Genomic DNA, 13654 nt, shown 5'->3' with positions numbered 1-13654 from the left:
CTGCTCAGCCGCTCTGACCCTCGCGCCCGTAGCGATCCTCGAAGCGCACGATGTCATCTTCCCCCAGATAGGTGCCGGACTGCACTTCGATGATGTGCAATGGAATCCGGCCCGGGTTTTCGATACGGTGTCTCGTTCCCAAAGGGATATAGGTCGACTGATTTTCCTCGAGCAGGAAGGTCTCCTCCCCGCGTGTGATGCGCGCCGTGCCCGCCACCACGATCCAGTGCTCCGCACGATGATGATGCAGCTGCAGCGACAAGGTCGCGCCCGGCTTCACCACCAGGCGCTTGACCTGGAAGCGATCACCGTGATCGATGCTGTCGTAGCTGCCCCAGGGGCGGAACACTTCACGGTGCAGGGATGTTTCATGGCGATCCTGCTTTTTCAGCTGATTCACCAATTCCTTCACATCCTGCACCCGCGCCTTGGGCGCCACCAGCACGGCATCCTTGGTTTCCACCACGACATGATCCTGCAGGCCCACGGTGGCCACCAGCCGGCTGGTGGAGTGCAGGTAACAGCCCGAGGTGTCGGCCGTGAGTACATCACCCAGGCGCACATTGCCCTCCGCATCGGCCGGGATCGCCGCGTGCAAGGCCGACCAGGAGCCCACATCGCTCCAGCCGGCATCCAGCGGCACGACCACGCCGTGGGCGGTTTTCTCCATCACGGCATAGTCGAAGGAATCGCTGGGACAGGCGCCGAATTCCCGGGCAGGCAGCCGCGTGAAATCCAGGTCCTGACAGGCGCCCGTGTAGGCCTGCGTACAGGCCTGGTAGATCTGCGGCGCCAGTGCCCGCAGCTCCTCGAGCACCTTGGAGGCCCGGAACATGAACATGCCGCTGTTCCAGTAATACTCGCCCGATGCCAGATAGCCCCGCGCGGTCGCCAGATCCGGCTTTTCGACAAACTCGGCAATATCGAATGCCGACCCCTGGCTGGAAACCAGGCCCTTACCGGCAGCCAGGTCCTCAGCAAACGCCGGCCCCCCGCCGGAACCCGGCCGCTCATCGGAACCTGCTCCCTCACCGCCACCGCGGCGAATATAACCGTAGCCGGTCTCCGGCTGCGTGGGTACCACGCCGAAGGTGACCAGCCGGCCCTGCTGCGCCTGCGCACGGCCGACGGCCAGCGCCGCCTGGAACGCGGCCACGTCGCGGATCACATGATCGGCAGGCAGGATCAACAACAGCGGATCGTTGCCGCGCTGGGTGTCTTCCGGCAGCTGTGCCAGCGCCGCCATCGCCGCCACCGCCACCGCCGGTGCCGTGTTGCGTCCGACCGGCTCCAGCAGGATGGCCTGCGGCTGCACGCCGGCCTGCAGCAATTGCTCGGCGACCAGAAAGCGGTGGCTTTCATTACAGACCACGATGGGCGCGGTCACATCCTCCACGCCCGAGACACGCGCCAGCGTCTCCTGCAGCATGGTGCCCTTGCCCACCAGCGGCAACAGCTGCTTGGGATAAAGCTCGCGTGACAGCGGCCACAGGCGCGTGCCCGAGCCCCCCGAGAGGATGACGGGTATCAGCATGGATTGTCGCCTCGGCCGATGGCGTAATACTTCAATCCAAAGCGTCGCACGAACGCCGGATCATACAAATTGCGGCCGTCGAACACCGCGGGCCGGCCGAGTTCGGACTTGATCATGTCGAAATCGGGACTGCGGAACTCCTGCCACTCCGTGACGATGGCCAGCGCATCCGCACCGCTCAGCGCCTCCTTGGCGCTCTTGGCCAGGACCAGGTCCGCGCGCTCGCCGTAGATCCGCCGGGCTTCTTGCATCGCCACCGGGTCATAGGCCCGCACCTTGGCCCCCGCGGCCCACAAGGCCTCCATCAAGGTGCGGCTGGGTGCCGCGCGCATGTCGTCGGTATTGGGCTTGAACGCCAGGCCCCACAGCGCAATGGTCTTGCCCGCCAGATCGCCGCCGAAATACCGGCTGAGCTTGTCGAACAACAGCGACTTCTGGCGCAGGTTGACCGCCTCCACCGCATTGAGCAGTTTCGCCTCGAAGGCATGCTCCTGGGCGCTGCGGGCGAGCGCCTGGACGTCCTTGGGGAAACAGGAGCCGCCGTAGCCGCAGCCCGGATAAATGAAGTGATAGCCGATGCGCGGGTCCGAACCGATACCCAGGCGCACCTTCTCGATGTCCGCCCCCATGCGCTCGGCCAGATTCGCCAGTTCGTTCATGAAACTGATCTTGGTGGCCAGCATGGCGTTGGCGGCATACTTGGTCAGTTCAGAGGAGCGTACATCCATGACCACCATGCGATCGCGATTGCGCGTGAAGGGATCGTACAGTGCCTTGAGCAACTCGGCCGTGCGCGGATTGTCGGTTCCCACGACGATGCGATCGGGCTTCATGAAATCATTGATCGCCGCGCCTTCCTTCAGAAACTCGGGATTGGAGACCACATCGAATTCGATCTGCGCATGCCGCTCCGCCAGCGTCGCATCGATCCGGGCGCGCACCTTGTCCGCCGTGCCCACCGGCACGGTGGACTTGGTCACCACCACCCGATACTCGGACAAATGGCGCCCGATGGACTCGGCCACCGACAACACATACTTGAGGTCCGCCGAACCGTCCTCATCGGGCGGCGTACCGACTGCAATGAACTGGAACAGCCCATGCCGGACTCCCTCGGCCGCATCGGTGGTGAAGTTCAGGCGTCCCGCCGCCAGATTGCGGTTGAGCAGTTCCTCCAGACCCGGCTCATAGATGGGCGATTCACCGCGTCTGAGCATCTCCACCTTGCGTTCATCGACATCCACGCACAACACATCGTTGCCGGCCTCGGCGAAGCACGCCCCCGTCACCAACCCCACATACCCTGAACCAAAAATCGTAAGATGCATGTATAACTTACTGTTTATTGGAGGAAAATAAAATTCTCTACGATGATCCGCAGCTTAGCGAAGCCTTCTGCTAGCGTAAAGGAATCTGGTCGGTCATTCGCACATTTTGGGGCCGGCTGGCATTCACGGGGCTGGTCCAGGCTCCATTTCCTCGTCATTGAACTCGAGCCGAAACTGCCGCCCGTCTTCTTGCATGGCGTTCGACCTTTCCAGCATGTGGAAACATCGCTCCTTTGAGCTGAAGTCGATCCAGCGACTGAACCTACCGGCATGATTCAGCATGCGCGGCAGGGGAGCCGGATTACCATGGGTCATCGCTTTGAGTGCGGAAATATAGTCGTCGCGGTAGATTGTCGGAATGACGATACGCGTGAGACCGGCATTCGTCAGGAAGTGATTCATCGCAATTCGTGCCGTACGCCCGTTTCCGTCATTGAACGGATGAACCTCTGCAATCACGAACATGGCCAGAGCCGCACGATTTGCGGGTGTCGCCGCGCTCATGATGATCTCGTACCCTTTCATGAGGGTGCCCACAACTTTGTCCAGTTGCACGAACACCGTATGACCCGCTCGATTAGTGAGCGTTTTGAGCTCACCGGGCGACTTGTTTTTGCGTGATTCGATGACGAGACGATTCCAATCCATGATTTGAGCAACGAACTTTTCGGCGCCACCTGGAAGCGCTGGGTCTTGCTTCGAACGTAAGATAGCCTGATAGGTACCCAGGATGTCGTGTGAATCGTCTTCGCGATATCTCAGCGGTCGGCCATTGACCACGATGTCATGTGCTTCTTCGATCTCGAACTCGGTGCCTTCGATAAAGTTCGAGAAGTAGGTTTCAACAAAGGCCTGCAGCTGCAGGTCTGCCGCAGGATCCGCGTCAGGGATCTGCAGCGGATTTTGCTGCAACTCATTTGCTAGCCGCTCGAACAGCGTAAGTCGATCATCATCGTACTGCCGGCCGGCAGCGCGCGCACGCGCGATCGGCGTTACCAGCCTCGCGGTACGCGTCCCCAGCATGGCCCCTATCAAGGCGTCGATCTTCTTGGCCTCGGCGTGAAGCCCGAGTATGCCCGCAAGCTCTTTCGCCTGATCTCGAATCCCGCCGATATCATTTTTGATATCGCGAGCAATGAATCGCTCGAGCCATTGCTCGACGAATGCCGGACCGAGCGTGCGCCGATTATCGGGGTCTCCCCTGCTCTGCGAAAGATTCTCGAGAAGTGCACGCGTCTGGTTGGAGATGTACGCGTCGCCATACTTGAACGAAATGCGGATGTCGCCGGGCGTGGGCCCTGGGCCTTTGGCGATGTGAATCTTGATTCCGGGTAGCTCCAACTCGCGACGGTACGGGCCGGTGAGATAGAAATGGCCGGCGGCGGTGGGTCGGTGCTCGATGGCCGAACGATGAGAAATGACAGCCCCAGGAGTCAGGACACTGAGAATCTCGTTCAGGTGGCGGCGCGTCACGACATCGATCGGAGTGTTGAGATCGTCGGTGTAGATCCCCTGGTACAGTCGGCGTAGCGCCCCATGTTCGGCGCGGCGCTGCAGGAGACGATCTCCCGTCGGATCTCCCGTCGACGCAATCAGTACCATGTCGGAATATTCCACCCAACTGCTACAGTTTGTGCCGTGATATCGTAATTATACGCAAAATTTCCAGAATTAGTCGTAATCTTACACGTACAATTTGTCGTATTTTTCTACCTGCCGGACGAGAAAGACGTCAGTTGTCGGAAATTTACGCATAATCAGCCAGATCTGTCGTAATTTTACATCCAATAAACCATTTCGCCGCGCTGCTTTACCTGCGGGTTTTCGGCTCGCACACGCGTATAGGAGTAGTCCTAAGCCCTTGATTCTCTGGACGCTCAGGTAACGACTTTGTTCGACTCACAGCCGTCTTCCAGGCACTGCCCACATTCTTGTTGTTCCCTCCTCTGATCGATCATTCGCGCGTTTCGGGGCAGATGGAGCTTTCACTTTGGGCAATGTCCAGAGCGTCAATAATGGTCTTGAATGGCAGGATCAGGCTGAGAGGGCTGCTGTCGAGCAGCGGCATCGCACCGAAACGCTCGTACCAGCGCGCAGCCTTCTCATCCTTGGCGTCGATAGCCAACGCCACGCCGCCGACCTGCGACGCCACGGCCAGCGCCCTTGCACCCGCTGCCAGCAATAGATCGCCCCCAAGCCCCTGACGCTGCAACGGAAGCGACACCGCTAGACGGGCAAGCCGATACACGGCAACCTCATAGCACCCCAGCCCCTTGGTCAGGACAGCGGGAACTTTTTCGAAGGCAATCGAGGCGGGACTGATGGAATAGTAGCCGAGGATGGTTACGGGCGCGGATAGAGCCACCGCCACGAAAGTCTTGGAGCCTCCACCCTCATGGTTCTGGCGGGCGTGCCGGCGCAGATACTCGTTCAGTTCCGGCGTACCGCAATCGAACGCCTTGCGGTCATGGTTGCGTCCGATGGGTTCTTCCCGCCAGTCAAGCACTCTTGCCGCCCCGAGCGATGCGGCGGCGGGCGGCAGCAAGCAGGACCGGCGTCGGGGCCGGCGGGTTTTCCAGGAGATCGAGTACGCGCAGTGAATCCCGCTCCGAAAGCGAGATGCGCCCGGCATTCTCGACCACATCGCGCGCGGCCGGCAGAACGGCGCGCATGATGAAGCTGGTCACGTCCAGCCGCTCATGGGCGGCGGCGGCGGTGAGAAGCCGCTTTTCATCACGCGTGGTGCGCAACTCGATGCGGTCGTCACGATTGGATTGCACCTGTGCCATCACCCCTCCTTCATGTACGGACGATACCCGTACTACCGAAGAAACTCAAGGCCGGCACCCGTAGATATTTCACGGAACGGACATTCCGCGCGGCAAAGCGGGTGCCGTCTTCCAGGCGTTCCCACCGGCCGGCGAAGGCGAGGAGCATGGGCACGGCGCCCCCGGGCCAGCCCGGACGCCGGGCCACGGCTCAATACATCGGGCTCAATGCGTCGTAGGACTCGCCGCGGGAGCAGTCATCGGCTTGCGAGGACGGCGAGTCTCGATGGCGGTAACGTTCTTCGCCTGCGCAAGCCCCACCGCCACCTTGCGACTCCACACCAGATCCTGCATTGCTCCCGCAGGCCGGTACTCGGCGACGGTCTGCATCAATACCTCGCGCGCCCGGTCGCAATCGAACCGCGACAGCGCCACGGACATCTCATCCAGCACCCGTTGCACCTCGGGCCATGGCAGGCAATGCTCCATGGCGCGCATGATCATCGCATGCTCCGTCCCGGTGACGTTGTTGCCGATCAGCAGCTCCTCGTACAACTTTTCCGCCGGGCGCAGCCCGGTGTAAACGATCTCGATGTCGCCATCGGGGTTGAGCTCGTCGCGCACGGTCAAGCCCATCAGGCTGATCATGCGCTTGGCCAGGTCGGCGATGCGCACCGGCTTGCCCATGTCCAGCACGAACACATCTCCTCCCTTGCCCATCGAACCGGCCTGCAACACTAGTTGTGCAGCTTCCGGGATGGTCATGAAGTAGCGGATGACGTCCTTGTGAGTCACCGTGACCGGCCCGCCGCGGCGGATCTGCTCCCGGAACAAGGGCACCACCGAACCGGACGACTCCAGCACGTTGCCGAAGCGCACCATGCAAAAGCGAGTATGCGAACCACGCGACTGCAGCCCCTGCAGGACGATTTCGGCAAACCGCTTGGTCGCACCCATCACATTGGTGGGATTGACGGCCTTGTCGGTGGAGATCAGCACGAAGGTCTCGACGCGCGCCTCGAGTGCCGCCTCGGCGGCATTCCAGGTACTGAAGATGTTGTTGTAAATCCCTTCGATGACGTTCTGCTCCACGATGGGCACATGCTTGTAAGCCGCGGCGTGATAGATGGTCTGCACCCCGTAGGCCTGCAGGATCTCCTTCATGCGGTGCTTGTGGTGAGCGTCTCCCAGCAGCGCCACCAGGTCGACCGACAATCCCTTGGAGGCGATCAGCAGCCGCAGCTCCCGCTCGACGTTGTAGAGCGCCAGCTCGGACATCTCCAGCAGCAGCAACTGGGCCGGCTGCAGACGAATGATCTGGCGGCACAGCTCGGCGCCGATCGAGCCTCCCGCGCCGGTCACCATGACGACTTTTCCGCGGATACAAGCGTCCAGCAACTGGGTGTTCGGCGGCACCGGATCCCGGCCCAGCAGATCGCCGGCATCGACATCGCGGACATCCTCGACCCTGGCATGGCCCGCCAGGATGTCGCCGTAGTCCGGCACCGTCTGCACCCGCAGCGACAGCGGCTCGATGGCCTTGAGAATCTCCTGGCGCCGCCGCCGCGACTGGGACGGCAGTGCCAGCAGCACGCCCGTGACCCCCTCCTCGCGAACCAGCCCCGCCAGTTCCTCCATGGGAAAGACCTCCAGGCCGCTGATCGTGCTGCCGTGCAAGCTGGCGTTGTCATCGATGAAGGCCACCGGGTAGTAGCGCCCCTCGCGCCGCAGACCCCCCGCCAGCTGCACCCCGGCCGCCCCGGCACCGTAGATCACCATCCGCTGGGCCGCGTTGGTCCAACGGAAATTCAGCAAGCCGCGCACCAGGAACCGGGTTCCACCGACATAGATCAGGGCAAAGGCCCAGTAAATCGGGATCGCCGTCACCGGAATGGAACGGTTCGGCCAAGCCAGCGCCAGCAGCGACAGCAGGACCACCGACGAGGAAACGCCCATGAAGACCGCCACGATGGCCTTCGGCCCCATGAAACGGATAACCGCCCGATACAGGCCCATGCGAACGAAGACCGGAACGCTGGTCAGCAGCGCCGCCACATAGAGCCATTCGGTGCCGCCGACATGATGATAGGCCGTGCCCAGGCGCAGGGAAATCGCGAACCAGAGAACCAGGGGAATGCCGATAACGTCGGCGCCCAGCATCAGCAGCCGCTTCCGAGATCGCGGCAGATGCGCAAGACTGTTGGCGAAGCGTTCAATCCATCGAGGCATCGACTCCGTCACGGTGACTCCTTCCTCAGCTACACACTCCAACAAGGAGAATGCGGCTGCACACCGCTCGTTCCCTCGCTGCATCCCTTTTTTAGAATTCGTACGGCTCTGATTAGGTCATCGGCCGAACATGCTGATCCGAGAGGGAATTCTGGCAGAATTGTAAGTCAATTGCACTGACTCCATTTGGCGACAACATGCGGTCCGAAGGATCGGCCCTGCCCGATTCGAATCGCATCGTGGTCAAGAAGCTTCGGCGGCTCCTTCGCTCAGCGCGTCGCCTCGACCAGGACCGCCCGGAGCGTCTCCGCCGCCGCAATGAGAGGTCATTACCTCATAGATGACGACGATAATGGGCAGCCTCGATACCGGACGGCCCAGCACAATCATGCGAACGAAGAGGCACGCCGGTCGCTGGCCAGCCACGTAAATTCATGGCGACACTATCGTGATAGCTTCGGAACGGCAAGGCGGATTTCCCAACTTCGCTTGACCATCACAATGGAGGCACGCACGGAATAAGCGCTTCGTTGCGCAGCGAAATGCGTATCAGATCATCAGGGGCATGTCGCCGGGACAGTTCGCTTGCCACGATCCGCAAAGCGCTACGACGCGACACGACGGCAAGTATCGTCGTGACAATTAACTTGCAATCCAGAAACAGACTGCAATGGTCTATATAGAACAAACCGAGCCTGCTCTTCCAGGGACGAATCAGACGATCATAGGCTCCGTCCGCATCAGCATGGCCTCGCAAAATATCACCCTCGTCGGCGAAAACGATCGATGCAAAGTCCGTGATACCCGGCCGAACGCTCAGCAGGTGCCGCTCAGCAGCAGTATAGACATCGGTCCCGCTCTTCACATTGGGGCGAGGGCCAACGAGCGACATATGTCCCAGCAATACATTCCACAGCTGCACAATTTCATCAAGCTTGCAGCGGCGCACGAAGTGGCCCACCGGGGTGATGCGGCTGTCCGAAGTGGAAGTAGAAGTGACACCGGTACTATCCGCGTCGACGACCATTGACCTGAACTTGATCATACGAAACAGCTTTCCATCCTTACCGACACGGGGCGCGACGTAGAAAGGCGAATGGAAGTCGTAGAAGAAAATCAACAGAGATATAATCAACAGAACAGGTGACAAAATTAACAGGCCGCATAGCGACAGTACGATATCTAAGGCGCGTTTCATCGTGACCCGATCTCTTTAGGAAGGCGCAATCAAGCCTCGAGCAGACGGCGTGCAGCTAGAGCTACGGAACCACGGTCTATCCCTACCAAGGAGCGCAGATATGCCTGGTCCCCAACAAGGCTCGTGTAAGTATCCTGGATACCCAGCCGAAGAAATCTGCGAGGCCGCGTCCCGTGTTCGAGGCAAATCTCAGCAACAGCCCCTCCCAGCCCTCCTAACACCGAGTTTTCCTCGACCGTTAGTATTCCACCTGTCTGCTCCGCGGCTGCCAAGACAGCTTCCTTGTCAAACGGCTTAAGGGTATGCAGGCTCAGCACCCGGCAGTGGATACCCTGGGAGTTCAGCAAGTCACTCGCTGCCACAACCTCCGAAACGACCCCGCCCGCGCCCATCAGGGTCAGATCTGATCCCTCACGTAACTTCCGCGCATGTCCAAAGACGAAAATGTTTGCTGAGTCATCAGTAAAGTCATTCGCAGCCCGCTCAAGACGCAGGTACGCCGGGCCCGCATGAGCAATCATAGCATCAACAGATTCGCGTGCCTCGAATGCGCTACCTGGAGCGCAGACCACGATGCCTGGCAACGCCCGCAGCAAACTCAGATCCTCAGTTGCATGATGGGACATGCCGAGCTGCCCGTAGCTGAATCCTCCGCCTATACTGACAATCTTGACATTCGCATCATGGTAACAAACATCATTGCGGATCTGCTCCAGACATCTCAGCGTGGGGAAATTCCCAATCGAGTATGTAAAAACGACGTGCCCCTCCAGGGCAAGGCCGGTCGCTACAGCAGTCATGTTCTGTTCAGCTACGCCTGCATTGAGGTACTGTGCTGGAAAACGACGCTCGAAATCATCTAGCACACCGAATCCAAGATCGCCGGTGATCAGTAGAATCCTCTTGTCCCCTACCGCCAGCTCAGAAAGACGCTGGATGAATGCGTTCCTCATTCTTCGACCCCCAACTCACGCCGTGCGGCTTGTAGTTCGGCTCCTCGGGCGGTTCGATAGTGCCATAGAACACTGTTCTCCATGAACGAGACGCCTTTACCCTTAATCGTGTGGGCGATGACGCACAAGGGCTTCGCTTGGGCGGGACGACGTACATCAAGTACTCGACGCAGTTCGCTATGATCATGCCCATCTACCTCGACGGTCTCCCAACGGAAACTCCTCCATTTCTCGGCAAACGGTTCAAGCCCTAGCGTTTCCTCTGTAGCCTTCAAGCTCTGAATCTTGTTGTAATCAACAACCGCGACCACCCTCCCCAACCGATGATGTCCTGCAAAGTGAATCGCCTCCCAATTTGACCCCTCATCGCATTCCCCATCGCTCATCAAGATGAAAACGCGATGGGTTTTACCGGCGAGCTGAGCTGCGTATGCCATACCACACGCGACCCCGAGACCATGGCCGAGTGAGCCAGTAGAAAACTCCACCCCCGCAATCCCCTTATGGGAAACATGCCCGCTCATCACTGAGCCGTTCTTGTAATGGTCGCGGAGCAGTTCCTTGGGAAAGAAGCCTCTTTCGGCAAGCGCTGCGTAGATCCCGGCGCCTGCGTGGCCCTTGCTCAGAATGAAGCGATCCCTACCAGGATCGCAGGGATCCGAAGGATTCACGATCATGACGTGGCCATACAGCACAGCGACAATATCGGCCATCGAAAATACTGCACCGATATGTGAGCTCCCTCCTCGACTAGTCATCTCCAGCGCGTGCCGGCGAATCCGCAACGCGAATGATCTGGTATCTATAGGTGCGCCAGGGGCTGTAGCCTTCCCAACTGGTATGTCTCTTTGCATGGGATCAACAAACCTCTGCAAAGCCAACATAAGGATCGAACGGCAAACGCTGAATCCGCAGCTTATATTTGTCGAGCACCTCAAGCATGGCTACTGTCTCTCCCGGCCACAAGGGATTATCCAGTTCATCGAATGCAATGATTGCGCCCTTGGGCATGCGCGGTAGAAAATTCTCAAGAGCCACCTTTGTGGGCTCATAAAGATCGAAGTCGAGATAAAGCAAGCTGACGAGCAGGTGAGGCGTGTTCCGGACAAAATCTGGGATCGTGCGCGTCGCATCGCCTTTTATGAGTTTGACTTTGGGCACATGACCGAGGAAACGCGTACTGTCATTAATAGAAGCCAGCTCAAGAAGTTCATCATGTGAGTCCGCAAACAGGTCGCCAATCTTGACGTGGTCGCTCGCTGCGGCGCGATCCTGTTCCGAAAGGCTTGGGAAACCTTCGAATGTATCGAACCCATATATTCTACGTGTCAAATTGACAGGCTCCAGAATTGCTGAAAGCCGAACCCACGTCATGATCCCGAAGCCATGATTCACACCACACTCAACCACTGAGCCTTTTATAGGTAGCGCCAGCTTGAAGATCTCGTACAGCGACAAAAAACGCGTGATGTTCTGGCGACGCACGTATTTCGGGAAGTTTTCCATCTTCGATTCCCAGGAAGATGGGTTCCTTTCAAAACACGCCTGATTGCGTGCTCCTTCTTCCTGCTCCGCCTGGGTACGAAGTCCGCCTGAAACAGCTATCGGTGGTTGATCGGTCATGTAAATTTCCTACCAACTCAGGCAGACGCGGCCGCCTGAGAGTTCGCAACATAGAACCCGTCGATGCAATCACAAATATAGTGTACGTCATCATTCGAGAGTGCCGTATTCATCGGTAGTAGCATGAACCGTTGCGACATACGCTCTGCGTAGGGCAAGGGCGCTCCCAATCCTAGTTTCGAAAATTGATGGAGAACCTTGCCGCCCCATTGAAGAATGGTCTTCACCCCGCGCGATTCTAGATACGTTCGTAACTCATCACGGTTCTGCGCTTCAATTTCGTAGTTCTGGAAAATATCGAAATGTTCATCCTGAAATCCAGGAGCTGGCGGCAACAACAATTCATGACGGCCTCCAAGTCTTTCCTGGTAAATAGATGCAATAGCACGTCGGCGTGCAACATACCCGTCGTAGCGCTTCAGCTTGATACGCAGTATCGCAGCTTGCACGTTATCTAACCTTGAGTTGAAACCCCACGCCAAAACATCCCCATCCTGACCCCGGCCATGGTCGCGTAAGATACGCACCCGTTCGGCCATCTCGTCATCGTCAGTGATGACAGCTCCGCCGTCCCCGAAACACCCCAGAGTTTTCGAGGGGTAAAAACTGATTGAGCCAGCCACGCCGAACGTCCCTGCAAACTTTCCTTTGAACCGTGAACCAAGCGCCTGACACGAATCCTCAACGATAAACAAACTATGTTCACGAGCAATATCGGTGATCACGTCCATGTCAGCCGTGCGCCCATTCAACTGGACAGGCATGATTCCCTTCGTTCGATGTGTGATAGCAGCGCCTGCCGATGCAGGATCAATCAGATGATCACGCCCGCAATCCACCAATACAGGTGTGCCGCCGGCGTGGTGAATGGCTGCGGCGGACGCTACAAACGTGTGCGAAGGTACCAGAACTTCATCACCCGGCTTCAGTTCGAGCGCGAGCAAGGGAAGTAGCAAACCCATGGTTCCGTCAGCTACACCTATGGCGTGCCTGACTCCGAGATAAGCGGCGAGTTCCGCCTCGAAATTAAACAAGTCGCTCTGCATGATATAGGCGCCGCGCGCGTAGACATCGCGCACGGAAGTCATGATCTCATCTTCCAGTTCGGAAAAGAGCGAGGGGTAGTCGAAGAAGGGAATCTGACGGTGCGCGATCATGCTATATCTCTCTAATGTCTAGCGTAATCATATGAATCGCTGGTCAACATCAAAGTCGCGCGGCGCAGTAAATGATCTTGTGATGCTCATTTTGGCAGCCCGCATCTATTCGCTCGAGCAGTTCAAGCGAGTACCCTGGTGACAACTCGGCAGGCATCGATAGCGACGGCCCAAATACGATGCGCTTGATCCAGCGTTTGCCGGCCATCGTCTTTGGCATCAGCCCAATAGCAACAACGAATCGCTTGACCGGCCGGAGCAATCGCTGACGCCATCCAGTACGTCGCACGTCCTGAAAGCCAAAGAACTCGCACTCGAAGCCGTATTCCGCAAATAGCTCGCTCAGCTCCAGTACACCATAATAGCGGTAGGCGTGGGGACTCGGATGAAAGTCCCAAAGGTCCTTGTTCGCGGTCACGATCAGCATATACCCGCCCGGCCTGAGCACCCGCCTACATTCACGCACGAACCGGCTCGCATCGGGCAAATAATAAATAGCCTCAAATAAGAGTACGACATCCTTAGACGCCGAAGCGAATGGCAACGTTTCCGCATTGAACTGCGACACCCTCACGCGGCTGCCATAGTGACGGCGCGCTACTTCAACCATTAAGGGACTGATATCCCCAGCTTCGAAAGTACGTGAAGCTCCTTGCAGCAACCCCAGTCCCGGGCCTGTACCACAACCGCACTCGACGACATCCCGGCCGCCACAATAGCCTACCGCCCACGCATATCGGTGATTAAGTCGGAAGAGTTGCTCTGCGGTAATAGGCTCACCCGCGATCTCAGTAACTTCCGCGTAATTCGTTTCCATCGATGACACGTATTGATCCGAGGTGCGTGAAATTTGGGTGCGCAATA

13 protein-coding genes are annotated in these 13654 nt (G+C 58.5%); all 13 read right to left on the bottom strand.

Going from position 1 to position 13654, the window contains the following annotated elements; translation table 11 throughout:
- Positions 1 to 4: 4 nt before the first annotated feature.
- On the bottom strand, positions 5 to 1534 hold the full coding sequence (locus tag ACG33_RS04850) for a mannose-1-phosphate guanylyltransferase/mannose-6-phosphate isomerase (RefSeq protein ID WP_066919190.1): 1530 nt from the start codon (positions 1532 to 1534) through the stop codon (positions 5 to 7).
- The gene (locus ACG33_RS04845; protein WP_066919188.1) at positions 1528 to 2862 is read right to left on the bottom strand and encodes a UDP-glucose dehydrogenase family protein; all 1335 of its coding nucleotides are present in this window, start codon (positions 2860 to 2862) and stop codon (positions 1528 to 1530) included. The genes ACG33_RS04850 and ACG33_RS04845 overlap by 7 nt, the downstream gene beginning before the upstream one ends.
- Positions 2863 to 2985: 123 nt before the next feature.
- Positions 2986 to 4335, bottom strand: coding sequence for a Fic family protein (locus tag ACG33_RS04840; protein ID WP_210399179.1), 1350 nt, complete (start codon positions 4333 to 4335; stop codon positions 2986 to 2988).
- 481 nt (positions 4336 to 4816) lie between these two features.
- On the bottom strand, positions 4817 to 5368 hold the full coding sequence (locus ACG33_RS04835) for an acetyltransferase (protein ID WP_066919184.1): 552 nt from the start codon (positions 5366 to 5368) through the stop codon (positions 4817 to 4819).
- Positions 5361 to 5651 carry a type II toxin-antitoxin system TacA family antitoxin gene (locus ACG33_RS04830; RefSeq protein ID WP_066919179.1) on the bottom strand — a complete coding sequence of 97 codons (291 nt, stop codon included), beginning with the start codon at positions 5649 to 5651 and terminating at the stop codon, positions 5361 to 5363. Before ACG33_RS04830 ends, ACG33_RS04835 begins: the two co-directional genes overlap by 8 nt.
- 10 nt (positions 5652 to 5661) lie before the next feature.
- Positions 5662 to 5838 (bottom strand): hypothetical protein, encoded by a 177-nt coding sequence (locus ACG33_RS16030; RefSeq protein WP_210399178.1) that lies wholly within the window; start codon positions 5836 to 5838, stop codon positions 5662 to 5664.
- 17 nt (positions 5839 to 5855) lie between these two features.
- Positions 5856 to 7871 carry a polysaccharide biosynthesis protein gene (locus ACG33_RS04825; protein ID WP_210399177.1) on the bottom strand — a complete coding sequence of 672 codons (2016 nt, stop codon included), beginning with the start codon at positions 7869 to 7871 and terminating at the stop codon, positions 5856 to 5858.
- Between the two features lie 484 nt (positions 7872 to 8355).
- Positions 8356 to 9057 (bottom strand): sugar transferase, encoded by a 702-nt coding sequence (locus ACG33_RS04820; RefSeq protein ID WP_066919177.1) that lies wholly within the window; start codon positions 9055 to 9057, stop codon positions 8356 to 8358.
- A gap of 29 nt (positions 9058 to 9086) precedes the next feature.
- Positions 9087 to 10010, bottom strand: coding sequence for a transketolase family protein (locus ACG33_RS04815; RefSeq protein WP_066919175.1), 924 nt, complete (start codon positions 10008 to 10010; stop codon positions 9087 to 9089).
- Complete coding sequence (locus ACG33_RS04810) at positions 10007 to 10768, bottom strand: transketolase (protein WP_066919173.1); 762 nt, start codon at positions 10766 to 10768, stop codon at positions 10007 to 10009. Before ACG33_RS04810 ends, ACG33_RS04815 begins: the two co-directional genes overlap by 4 nt.
- Positions 10769 to 10868: 100 nt before the next feature.
- Positions 10869 to 11633, bottom strand: coding sequence for a class I SAM-dependent methyltransferase (locus tag ACG33_RS04805; RefSeq protein WP_066919171.1), 765 nt, complete (start codon positions 11631 to 11633; stop codon positions 10869 to 10871).
- 17 nt (positions 11634 to 11650) lie between these two features.
- Entirely contained in the window at positions 11651 to 12790 is a 1140-nt protein-coding gene (locus ACG33_RS04800) for a DegT/DnrJ/EryC1/StrS family aminotransferase (protein ID WP_066919169.1), read from the bottom strand.
- Positions 12791 to 12839: 49 nt separating this feature from the next.
- Positions 12840 to 13607: a class I SAM-dependent methyltransferase gene (locus ACG33_RS04795; RefSeq protein ID WP_083536460.1), complete on the bottom strand. Its 768-nt coding sequence runs from the start codon at positions 13605 to 13607 to the stop codon at positions 12840 to 12842.
- Positions 13608 to 13654 lie beyond the last annotated feature (47 nt).

It is taken from the genome of Steroidobacter denitrificans (assembly GCF_001579945.1).
Taxonomy (GTDB): Bacteria; Pseudomonadota; Gammaproteobacteria; order Steroidobacterales; family Steroidobacteraceae; genus Steroidobacter; species Steroidobacter denitrificans.
The sequence above is the reverse complement of the archived record's forward strand: the minus strand, read 5'-3'. Positions and strand labels throughout refer to the sequence as shown.